This is a genomic window from Glycomyces tenuis DSM 44171 (genome assembly GCF_000427885.1).
Lineage (GTDB): Bacteria > Actinomycetota > Actinomycetes > Mycobacteriales > Micromonosporaceae > Glycomyces > Glycomyces tenuis.
In genome coordinates this window covers 1-10636 of the sequence record NZ_ATYW01000036.1, presented here as the reverse complement: position 1 = coordinate 10636, position 10636 = coordinate 1, and the positions used below count along the sequence as shown (strand labels likewise).

Below are 10636 nucleotides of genomic sequence, written 5' to 3'. Positions count from 1 at the left end.
CTACTAATCCGGATCTGTGAAGTTGGGTTCTGGGTGGTGATGCGAGAATGCTTGCATGGCAAAGGGAAAGCCGCGAGCGAGTGCGGAGCTTCGAGCTCGGGCGCTGGAGATGAGAGCGGGTGGGTATACGGCCGCGTTCATCGCTGGGACGCTGGGCGTCTCGCCGAACTCGGTCTACAACTGGGCGCGATGGGCCCGTGAGGGCCGGCCTGCGGGACTGGACGACAAGCGACCCGAGCGCAAGAGCGCGATGGACGAGCCGATGCGCACCGAGCTGGCGGGGATCATCGAGTCGACCACGCCTGAGGAGCACGGCTTCGATTCGTTGCTGTGGACCCGCGAGATCGCGGCGGCCCTGGTGAAGGAACGGTTCGGCATCAGTTTCTCGCCCAAGTGGGTCGGGCGGATACTGACCGATCTCGGATTCACTCCGCAGCGACCGCGGTACCGCTCGGACCGGGCCGACCCTGCAGCGGTCGAGCGATGGCGAACCGAGACCTTCCCTGCAATTGCTGCCCAGGCCAGCGAGGAGGGCGCCGAGATCTTCTTCGGTGACGAATCCGCCATCCAGCTGGGGTTCCATGCCGGGACCACCTGGGGCAAGAAAGGACAGACCCCGGTCGTGACCGCTTCGGGTCCGGTCGGTGGCCGCAAGACCATCATGATGGTCTCGGCGATCTCGCGTAAAGGACAGTTGCGTTTCCGGCTGCATTCGGGCTCGTTCGACGCTGTCGCGTTCATCGACTTCTGCAAGCGATTGATGGCCACCACCGACAAGCCGGTGTTCCTCATCGTTGACAACGCCCGCGTCCATCACGCCAAGATCGTCAAAGCGTTCGAAGCGCAGGCCGAGGGCCGTCTGCGATTGTTTTATCTGCCGTCCTACTCACCCCAGCTCAACCCCGACGAACTGGTCTGGAACACCGTCAAGAACGGCCGCATGGGAAAAGCCGTCCTCCGGAACGGAGGCGATATGCACCGGGTCGCGCTCGGCGCCCTGCGCAGCCTCCAGAAACTCCCCGAGACCGTCAAACGCCTCTTCAGCCATCCCGAACTCACCTACATCACTGCGGCCCAACCGGAGTGACACTAGGCCACCCAACTTCACAGTTCCGGATTAGTAGTTGGAGCCGTGGCTGAGGCGTCTTGGACCGGCCTCACTCCGCGGCGATCAAGGCCTTCGCGAGCTGGGTGTAGGACTGGGCAGCGGGGCCGTCGGGGTCGACGTCGAACACCGAGTCGCCGGCTCGCCAGGCGCGGCGCAGGTCGGCCAGGTCCTTGACGGTGGCGAGGATCGGCAGTTTGAACGCTTCAAGGGCCGCGTAGGTGGAGGTGACCTCGTAGCCGCGGCGCTTGTCGTAGGCGTTAACGACCAGGCCCAGGACCTCGGGGTCAATGCGCAGCTCGGCGCGGATGGAGCTGAGCTGCACCATGAGCAGCTCGAGGGCGAACAGCGAGGAGTCCTCGGCCTCGACCGGGATGATGATCTGGTCGGCGGCGACCAGGGCGTTGTCGGAGAGCAGCGCGAGGCTCGGCGGGCAGTCGATCAGGCAGACCTCCCAGCGGCCGGTCTCGCCCCACATCTCGATCAGGGTCTTCAGTCGCGAGTCGTCCCCGCCCACGCGGGGGTAGCTCGTGGGGCCACGTCGACGTCGAGCGCTGGGACCTGTCGTCCCCGCCCACGCGAGGGTAGCTCCATGGGCGACCTGTCCCGCGTCCGCATCACCGGGTCGTCCCCGCCTACGCGGGGGTAGCTCCAGCTGGTTCAGCGTCTCGACGTCGATGTGCACGTCGTCCCTGCCCACGCGGGGGTAACTCTGGCACCTCGGATACCTCGCGCGCCGGACCTACGTCGCCCCCCTCCCGCGGGAGTAGCGCCGCTCACAGCCGAGTGTTGATGTTTACTGGGTCGTCATTCCCAGGGCTTGTTCAAGTTCCGTGATGGGGTGAATGGCCGGTTGTTAATCGATTGCCGCTCTCGAAGTCGGTCGGGAGAATCGGGTGATGCTCGCCGACCGTTTCCCCATCTACCGGCTCCGATTGCGCACTGAACGTCTTGAGCTGCGCCTGCCCGACTTCGAGGAGCTCGGGGAGCTCGCCGAGGCCGCCGCCGCGGGAGTCCACGACCCTGCCTTCATGCCCTTCGGCGTGCCGTGGACCGAAGGCAGCCCCGACGTCGTCGCCCGCAATGTCATCTCCTGGCACCACCGCGTGATCGGGCGCTGGGACGCGAACAGCTGGACTTTCCCGTTCACCGTCTTCTGCGAAGGCGAGCCGATCGGCGTCCAGGACATCAAGGGCCTGCAGTTCGCCATCACTCGCGAGGTGAGCACCGGCTCCTGGATCGGTCGCGCCCACCAAGGAAAGGGTCTTGGCAAGGAGATGCGCGCCGCGGTCCTCCACCTCGCGTTTGCCGAACTCGGCGCCGACTACGCCACCAGCGGCTCCTATGAGGGCAACGACGCCTCGGCCGGTGTCTCGCGCAGGCTCGGCTACCGCGAAGACGGACTCAAGTTCCCTGTCGTGCAAGGTGTCCGACGCACCGAGCAGCGTTGGCGGCTGGGCCGCGCGGACTGGGAGGCCAACCACCGGCACGAGATTGAAGTCGTGGGCCTCGACCAGGACGTATTGGGCATGCTCGGCCTCGGACCCTCGGTACTGGCGACCTGATGGACCTGAGCGGATTCTCGGAGCGGACCGTCGCGGCGCTGGGATGCCGATGGCGCTTTGTCGAGGTAGACGGCCCTGTATTTGGCCAGCGATCCCGGGCTCACCCGGCAGGGCTTGTCTCAGTTCCTGAGGGGTTCGGCTATTGGTTGATGCCCAGGATCGGGAGTGCTCGCCCGGGTTCTTCCCTGATCGCGCGGGTGGTCTTGGCGATGTTGATCGCGCCGAGGATCTTGAGGGCGCCGATGGCGAGGTTGCGGAACGCGGCCATGGCGCGGGGCGCGGTTCCGGCGTGGATGGTCGAGGCGTCTTCGCCGAAGGTGACATCGCGGATGTGGTGGCTTGAGTTCTCGATGGTCCAGTGGCCCCGTATCCAGGCAGCGAGGTCGGCCGGTCTCGCCTGGTGAGCGTCGAGGCTGGTCACGGCATAGACAGTCTCTCTCGTTTCGGGTTTGCCGGACTCCTTGCGGTGGTGGTGGACACGGAGGGCGAGTCTGGCCTCGGGGGAAGCCAGGCCGCCGAGGTTGTCGGCGAGGGCCATGGCCTTGATCGAGCGTGATTCCCTCCTGCCGTGCCCGCGTCCGGAGGCGGTGTGGGCGATGGGGATCTGCTTCCAGGGCAAGGCGCTGCTCTGGGTGTGCGCGGTCGGCTGGTTCGTCTTGATCACGGCGATGTAGTGCGCTTTCTTGGTTCGCACCAGCCATTTGGCGTGGTCTTGGACGGTGTGGAGGGCGTCGAAGGTGAGCACGTCGCCGGCCAGGTCGAGCGGCGCGAGCAGGGGTTTGAAGTGGGTGGTCTCGTTGGTCTTCGCGCCGACCTCGGCCTGGGCGAAGGTGACTGGGAGGCCGTGGGTGAGCGCGGAGAGCAGGTGGCGGCGCTTGCGGTCGAGGCGGGCCGAGCCGTTCAGGGCTTTGCCGTCGACGGCGATGATCCGACGCGGCGGTCTGGGGTCGGTGTTGTCGGCTGCGGAGTGGTGGCGGTCAGCCAGGTAGGCGCCGACGGCTCGGTCGAGCGCGTCGCCGTCGAGCGATGCGAGCACACGGCCGATCGTCGCTCGGGACGGGGAGGTGCGCCAGCGCAGCGGGTGGCGGCGGATCCCGACCGCTTCCAAGATCTCGGCTCCGGCCCGCGCGCCCCATTCGGCGAGTTCGTCGATGCTCCTCGCGCCGGAGAGCGTCGCGCAGGCGCAGACCAGCAGGATCGCGGCCAAGGGATACCAGCGGCCCCGCCGGGAGCGCGGGTCGGGCACGGAGTCGAGGTAAGGGCGCAGGTCGGTGATGGTGTCAGGTTCGAGCGGACCCAGCTTCGCGAGCACGACAGGGATCGGAGAGGATGAGCGGGCAGGCACGGGATGCTTTCATGATCATCAGGCTTAAGACACCGCAATGATCACGAACCCCGCGCCTGCTTTGCTATGCGCCCCAACCCCTCCCAGCCAGGCCCATCACACCACCACGGAACTTGAACAAGCCCTGCGGCTCAATGCGGAGAGCATTCGGTCAAAGAGCTATAAATTCCACCTACCACGTCTGCGTTTTGATCGAGGATGGACCCAGGTGGAAATCGTCGGGCAAGCCGCGTATATGCAGGTCAAATGACATGTCTCATTGGTCTTCCAAACCAATGACGCGAGTTCGATTCTCGTCGCCCGCTCAAGCCTCTGAGCTGCAATAACGCCCCCGGTTCCGATCAAATGATCGAACCGGGGGCATTTTATTTGCCCGACACCTGTGCGACTGAGTGCCACCGAATGCCCCTGGTTGCCAGATTCCGTGGACACACCCAGGTGGAAAACCGACCCTTGTCCATGTGGACAGACCATGACTCCGGCCCCCTGACCGGCACCCCCGCCCCACCTACCCGCCAGCTCAGACACCGAGTCATTGGTCTCAGCAACCAATGACTTCACGAAAGCCGGGGGTTCCCCGAGCGTGTACATCATTGCCCCTGTCGTGCAGATCTACTTGCACGAATATCGTCGTACCTGTAGCGGTGCAGCCACCTTGCGCACGCACTTGACACGTCTTGTTCACACGCCTGCCGCCGCACAACGCGTCCAATGAGCTTCTTCGGGCAAGCTGATGGGCACGTTCTGTGATCATGACCCGTTGGGAGACAACGAAACCTCCTGATAGAAACTGGAGCTGCTACAACAGCAGTTCCCCACCAAGAGGTTTCGTGTCCTTGAGTGTCGCATACACCGCCTTCCTTCCCGTCGACCGCGCCGCCTGCGACTGGTTTACCCGCAGGCTCGCCGAGCACCGACGCAACCGCAAGACACGGAAGGGCACTCGTCGCCTTACTCCCTGGTCGCAGGCGGTGTTCGTGCTCCGATTCCTCATTGACGGCACCCGCATCGCCCAACTCGCCGCCGACAACCACCTTGCTGCGACCACCGCCTACGACAACCTCTGGGAAGGCCTCGAAGTCCTCGCCCGATCGGCCCCGAGCCTGCACGATGCCATCGACACCGCCCGTGCTGCCGGTGACGGCCATATAGGCCTGGATGGCACCCTCATCCCCACCACCCGAGCACAGGTTGAAGGCCCCACCCGGGGCGTCGACCTGTTCTGGTCCGGCAAGCATCACCGCCACGGGGTCAACCTCCAGGTCATCTCCGCTCCCGATGGAGACCCGCTGTGGATCGCCGAGGCGCGACCGGGCCGTGAGCACGACGCCAACGCCGCGCACCAGACCGGCGTCGAGGCCGTGATTGCCCTGCTCAACATCGGCGTCGACGCCGAGGAGCACCTGTTGGTCCTGGTCGATTTGGGGTATGAGAAGTTCCGAGCGTTCCCGGCCGTGGTCGTGCCCCACAAGACGCCCGCGCGAGGCAAGCTCACCGAGGCCCAGAAGGAATGGAACCGGCTCGTCCGTGCCAAGCGAGCCCTGGCAGAGAAGGCCAATGCCGACCTGAAGATGCGTTTCCGCTGCCTGCAGAAGGTCTCACTCAACCCCTGGCAAATCGGGACCATCGCCCGCGCCTGCCTCGCCCTCTTCCGTATCGAACAACCCCGCCGCCACCTCACTCACAGTGCCCAATGAATTGCCCGGAAAGGCGCAATCGGCTTCATGAAGACGATGGTGCGCACGGAGGGAGCGTTCACGCCGGTCGAGATGAGATCGACGGTTGTGACTGCAACGGGTTCGTTGCTGCTCGCAAGCGGGAACTGTTCCAGCAGGGCATGGTATCGCGCTCTTCGCTCACGATGCGAGCCGCGTAGAGGTTCGTTCCCGTCTCCCAGGGCGTGGTTCTCTCCGAAACAATGAGTTCGGCGCCCCGCTGGACCTCGTCGTCGATGATCAGACCGTCGTCCACGGTGGTACTGACGCGAAGGACCTTGCATGTCGCGAGGTACCCGTCGTCGATACCGCAACCGAGTGCGTACTCGGAAACGGGCCTAGGCGGAGGGGACCGCCATCGTCAGGTCTGTCCACCCGGCGCGCGGGCATTTCAGCGAAACCGGGCTCCCCTCCCGCCCGTGATGTCCCCCATACTTCTGGCCATCCGGCCAAAAAAGTTTTGGCCGGATGGCCAACTTCATGTCAGGATGGTTCTCGCCGGGGTGCGGAACACCTCAGCAACGCTGCGTGCACACCGCCCGCAGTCCGACCGTCCCTGGAGAGGTGGCCCCGTGTCTCCCGTACGCCGCTGGACGGCCCTGCTCGTCCTCGTTCTTCCCGTGCTGCTGATCTCGATCGACATGTCCGTGCTCGGCATCGCCGTGCCGGCGCTGTCGGCCGACCTGCAGCCGACGTCGAACCAGCTGCTCTGGGTCATCGACCTCTACTCGTTCCTGCTCGCCGGCCTGCTGATCTTCGCGGGTTCGCTCGGAGACCGGATCGGCCGCAAACGGATGCTCCTGATCGGCGCGCCCCTGTTCGGCGCTGCTTCCATCGTGGCCGCCTTCGCCACCAGTCCGGAGATGCTGATCCTCGGCCGTGCCATGCTCGGCATCGGCGGCGCCACCCTCATGCCCTCCACCCTCGGCCTGATCCGCGCGATCTTCCCGGACCGCACCGAGCGTCGCACCGCGATCGCCGTGTGGGCCGCCGCGCTCTCCGGGGGTGCCGCCGTGGGCCCGGTGCTCGGCGGACTGCTGCTGGAGAGCTTCTGGTGGGGCTCGGTGTTCCTCCTGAACGTGCCGGTGATCGTGCTGTTCCTGCTCGCCGCCCCGTTCCTGCTGCCCGAGGCGAAGGACCCGAACCCGGGCCCGTTCGACCCGGCCTCCGTGATCCTCTCGATCGCGGGCATGATCTCCCTGGTCTACGCCCTCAAGACCGGCGTGAAAGGATTGGACGGGACGGTGCTCGCCGCCCTCGTTCTCGGCATCGCCGCGATGACCTGGTTCGTCACCCGCCAGCGCCGCCGCGAGAACCCCATGATCGACGTCTCCCTGTTCGGGAACTTCGCGTTCACCTCGGCCCTATCGATCAACGTGATCTCCATGTTCGCGTTCATGGGGCTGATGTTCTTCCTCCCGCAGTACCTCATGCTCGTGCGCGGCATGGGCTCGGCCGAGGCCGGCCTGTGGATGCTCCCGCTCGCGTTGGCCACCGTGGTCGGCACCATGCTGGCCCCCGCCCTGGCGCGGATGGCCTCGGTGCGCGCCGTGATCATGACGGGCCTGGCCCTCGTGATCGTCGCGTTCGTCATCGGCACCCGACTGGACACCGCCGAGACCATCGTCCTGTTCGCGCTCCTGTCGGCCGCGTTCGGCATCGGCGTGGGCCTGGCCGAGACCCTCACGAACGACGTGATCCTCACGGCCGCCCCGAGCGGCCGCGCCGGCGCGGCCGCAGCAATCTCCGAGACCGGGTACGAGTTCGGCGGGGCGATGGGCACCGCCGTGCTCGGCACCGCCGGGATGGCCGTGTACTCAAGCCGCGTGGTCGAGACCGCCTCCCTGCCCGGCATGGACACCGAAGCCGCGACCGCCGCCTCCCAGACCCTGGCCGGGGCCCACGAAATCGCCCAGACGCTGCCCGACGGCGGCGCCCGCCTCCGCGAGATCGCGGACTCCGCCTTCCTGGCGGGCATCGACCTCGTGGCCGCGATCGGCATCGGCACGGCAGCGATCACCCTGGTGTTGGCCTGGCGCGGCCTGCGCTCGGAGTCTCGGGCGGCCCCGGCCGGGCCGGACGCGGACGTGCCGCCCGCCGGGAGCGCGGGCCACGCCGGTGCGGAGGTGACCCGTGGCTGAGTCACGCCGCGCGCATGTTCCGATCGAGCAACGCCGTCGGGAGCTCACCGAGACCGCCGTGACGGTCATGGCACGCGAGGGAGCGTGGGCGCTCACCACGCGGGCCCTGGCGAAGGAGGCCGGGGTGCCCCACGGGTCCGTGCACTACGCGTTCTCCTCGAAAGACGAGCTGATGCGTTCGGTGATGCGTCTGGACCTGACGCACCTTTCGGACCTGGTGCAGACACAGCAAGACCGGCCGATCCACGGACCGGAGGACGTGGCCGCCGCCGTGGCCGACCTCTTCGCGGCCTACGCGGACTCTGTCATGGCCAATCCGGACAAGGAGACCGCCTACTTCGAGCTCTCGCTCATGGCGGCCCGCGACGAGCGGCTGCGGGATCTGGTCGTGCAGTCCCAGCAGGAGTACCGCCGGATTATGGTGGCCCTGTTCAACGACCTGGCCGAACGAGCGGGCCTGCGGTGGGAGACCGACGTCGTTCTGGTGGTCGAACAGGCGCTGACGCTGCTGTTCGGGGCGGCGCTGAGCTGGCTCGAGCAGCGCGACGACGCCCTGTTCCGGGCGGTGCTCGAAGACGGCGCCGACATGGTGGGCCGCCGGCTCGTCTGAGTCCCGGCGTCAGCCACGCGAAGCGGAACGACGGCGGCCAGCCCTCTCGGCGCGGAATCCCTGCACCCCGAGCTCCTGCGCCAATCGCTCCGGGTTGTTCACCTCCGCCCAGGTCCAGTGCACCGGATGCCGCACGAGTGCCCGCATCCGACGCTCGCGATCCTGCTCCCTGCGAATGGACACGAAACCTCTTGGCGGGGAACTGCTGTCGTAGCAGCTCCAGTTTCTACCAGGAGGTTTCGTTGTCTCCCAACGGACCATGATCACCGAACGGGCCCATCAGCTTGCCCGAAGAAGCTCAATGATGCCCGCTTCACGACGGAGGCGCAGAATTAGGGCGACTCGACCGTTCAGTTCATTGCTACGCACAATGCGCGAGCCTGGGTGATCGCAAGTCGGACGTCAGCCTCGGTGACGATGCGGCGCTGCCCCTCCTTGCGGGGCGAACCAGGAACCGCCCGAAGGTAGCGGACGTCGACGATCCCGTCGTTGTGTGTATGGACGTGGCGGGTCGCCCACAGCTCCAGCAGGTCCTCCCAAACCACCCCGGATGCCGAGCGCAGGTCGATATCCAGGTGCGTTGAGTACAGACCAGCCATGTCTTCCAAGCGTTGGAACACGTTCCCCTTGCCCTTGAGGATCACCTCAGCCCCGGAGACATGGGCCCGGAAGTGGCTCCCGCTGAGCGTCTCTACAATGCCGACCACTCTGCCGAGGGTGTCGACGAACAGCCGATCAAACACTCCCTGCTCGCGTAGAAGCGGTCGCGCCTCCGCCGGGATCAACTCCAGCGCGTCGAGCTTGGCGGCTTCGGCCACGAGTGCGTCGAGCGCGATTTCAAGGGCGTCGAGTGGCCCGCAGATCGGGCAGAACCGGTGGTCTCCGAACACGGCATATCGAATACTGCAGGAGCTGCAGGTGCGTTGGCGGACCAGTTGCTCCTCCTCGATTCCCGGCAACGGCTCCGGGTAGATCGGCTTCGAGCGGAAGGTGAACTGCACACCGGCCCCCGACCGTCGAGGGCGGCGGGGTCTCCTGCCAAAGGATTCCTCGAGCGCTTTGCTGACCATCTGCAGGGCGATGCCCTTGGCTGCCTGTTGAAGACGCTCGCGCTGCTGCTGAGTCATGAACTCGCTGTGGCCCTCATGGTGCCCGCAGTACACACAATAGAGCACGAGAACATCCGGCAGCGGTCCATAGTCCTCCTGTGATATTCGGAAGACCTGGTCGCAGGAGGGACACTGTCGGCCCAAGAAGCCGTCCTCGTCAAGTGGGATGGAGATGCGGAAGACGTCGTTCCCAGCGCTGTTGCGACCCTCATGGGAGGCACCCTCGGGCAAGCGGAAGTCCATCGATCGATTGTGACACCAGCTACCGACGAAGAGGCCGTTGAAGGTTCCTCAAGGTGTATCCGGGCCGCCTCGGCTTTCAGCTTCTCGGGATATCGTTTCTGGTCCTTCGCCCTCCACTTCCAGTTCGCCGAGCCCTACGATCGGGCCACAAAGTGTCAGCGCTATAGAAGAATTGCCACGCAATCTATGGCGTTTCGGTCCATATGTGTGAGAGGCGTTTGTGTTCGGGTATGTCGAGTTCCTCGATGCTGCACGGCAGCGCCTCGAGTGCGGCCTCGGTGAGGTGTGGAGCGAGGCTGTCGCGGTCGGCGCAGTAGCGGACCCAGCATGGGAGCATGGCCAGCCATCGTTCGATGGTGGGATCGAACACGTTCCACCACAGGCTGCTGGCACACCGGGCACGGAGGCGGGCCGGAGCGATGCACCGCTGCGCGCCCGGGGGCGCGAATTCGGTCCATGCCTCGATGAAGCCGACGATGTCGGCAGGTTCGAAATGTATCGCCCTGGGTTTGGTGGAGGTGGTCTGCTCCGGGTTTGACAGAGTCTGATTGTTGGGTTCTTATGCCACTTGGTCTTGAGAGGGTGGTATGGGACGACGTGGGTATCCGCCGGAGTTCCGGCGGAAGGTGCTGGATTTGATCGAGGCTGGTCGCAAGGTCGCCGACGTGGCGCATGATCTGGGGATCAGCGATCAGACGATCTACACCTGGCGGCGACAGGATCGGATTGACCGGGGCCTGGAGTCTGGGGTGACCAGCGCGGAGAAGGCCGAGCTGACCGCCGCGAAGAAGAAGATCGCCCAG

General features: G+C 65.8%; 10 protein-coding genes and 1 pseudogene. 6 read left to right on the top strand and 5 right to left on the bottom strand.

Features of this window, described 5'->3' with window-relative positions:
* Positions 1–55: 55 nt before the first annotated feature.
* Complete coding sequence (locus YWW_RS0124070) at positions 56–1087, top strand: IS630 family transposase (RefSeq protein ID WP_026931994.1); 1032 nt, start codon at positions 56–58, stop codon at positions 1085–1087.
* A gap of 70 nt (positions 1088–1157) precedes the next feature.
* Here YWW_RS0124070 and YWW_RS32725 read toward each other — a convergent pair whose 3' ends face one another.
* Positions 1158–1622 carry a ParA family protein gene (locus YWW_RS32725; protein ID WP_051326258.1) on the bottom strand — a complete coding sequence of 155 codons (465 nt, stop codon included), beginning with the start codon at positions 1620–1622 and terminating at the stop codon, positions 1158–1160.
* A gap of 382 nt (positions 1623–2004) precedes the next feature.
* Between YWW_RS32725 and YWW_RS0124060 the strand changes: the two genes are divergently transcribed.
* Positions 2005–2670, top strand: coding sequence for a GNAT family N-acetyltransferase (locus tag YWW_RS0124060; RefSeq protein ID WP_026932095.1), 666 nt, complete (start codon positions 2005–2007; stop codon positions 2668–2670).
* Between the two features lie 139 nt (positions 2671–2809).
* Here YWW_RS0124060 and YWW_RS0124055 read toward each other — a convergent pair whose 3' ends face one another.
* The gene (locus tag YWW_RS0124055; RefSeq protein WP_081687732.1) at positions 2810–3982 is read right to left on the bottom strand and encodes an ISAs1 family transposase; all 1173 of its coding nucleotides are present in this window, start codon (positions 3980–3982) and stop codon (positions 2810–2812) included.
* A gap of 785 nt (positions 3983–4767) precedes the next feature.
* On the opposite strand from YWW_RS0124055, the gene YWW_RS32720 reads away from it, so the two are divergent.
* Positions 4768–5712 (top strand): transposase family protein, encoded by a 945-nt coding sequence (locus tag YWW_RS32720; protein WP_155830386.1) that lies wholly within the window; start codon positions 4768–4770, stop codon positions 5710–5712.
* Between the two features lie 17 nt (positions 5713–5729).
* Here the strand turns inward: YWW_RS32720 and YWW_RS38380 are convergent.
* Positions 5730–6073: pseudogene (locus tag YWW_RS38380) on the bottom strand (type I restriction endonuclease subunit R); the annotation flags it as partial.
* Between the two features lie 229 nt (positions 6074–6302).
* Here YWW_RS38380 and YWW_RS32715 point away from each other — a divergent pair.
* Both YWW_RS32715 and YWW_RS0124040 read left to right on the top strand, forming a co-directional pair.
* Entirely contained in the window at positions 6303–7871 is a 1569-nt protein-coding gene (locus YWW_RS32715; RefSeq protein WP_081687730.1) for an MFS transporter, read from the top strand.
* On the top strand, positions 7864–8481 hold the full coding sequence (locus tag YWW_RS0124040) for a TetR/AcrR family transcriptional regulator (RefSeq protein ID WP_155830384.1): 618 nt from the start codon (positions 7864–7866) through the stop codon (positions 8479–8481). The genes YWW_RS32715 and YWW_RS0124040 overlap by 8 nt, the downstream gene beginning before the upstream one ends.
* Before the next feature lie 350 nt (positions 8482–8831).
* On the opposite strand, the gene YWW_RS0124035 is transcribed toward YWW_RS0124040, so the two are convergent.
* Both YWW_RS0124035 and YWW_RS37070 read right to left on the bottom strand, forming a co-directional pair.
* Positions 8832–9833 carry a hypothetical protein gene (locus tag YWW_RS0124035; protein ID WP_026932092.1) on the bottom strand — a complete coding sequence of 334 codons (1002 nt, stop codon included), beginning with the start codon at positions 9831–9833 and terminating at the stop codon, positions 8832–8834.
* A 184-nt stretch (positions 9834–10017) separates the two neighbouring features.
* Positions 10018–10203 (bottom strand): hypothetical protein, encoded by a 186-nt coding sequence (locus YWW_RS37070; RefSeq protein WP_026932091.1) that lies wholly within the window; start codon positions 10201–10203, stop codon positions 10018–10020.
* A 217-nt stretch (positions 10204–10420) separates the two neighbouring features.
* Here YWW_RS37070 and YWW_RS38135 point away from each other — a divergent pair.
* A partial coding sequence (locus tag YWW_RS38135) for a transposase (protein ID WP_026932090.1) occupies positions 10421–10636 on the top strand: 216 nt, incomplete at its 3' end.

Excerpts from the sequence above, each read along its gene's own strand:
- YWW_RS0124070 (WP_026931994.1), top strand. The coding sequence starts at position 56 with ATGGCAAAGGGAAAGCCGCGAGCGAGTGCGGAGCTTCGAGCTCGGGCG.
- YWW_RS0124060 (WP_026932095.1), top strand. The coding sequence starts at position 2,005 with ATGCTCGCCGACCGTTTCCCCATCTACCGGCTCCGATTGCGCACTGAA.
- YWW_RS32720 (WP_155830386.1), top strand. The coding sequence starts at position 4,768 with ATGACCCGTTGGGAGACAACGAAACCTCCTGATAGAAACTGGAGCTGC.
- YWW_RS0124035 (WP_026932092.1), bottom strand. The coding sequence starts at position 9,833 with ATGGACTTCCGCTTGCCCGAGGGTGCCTCCCATGAGGGTCGCAACAGC.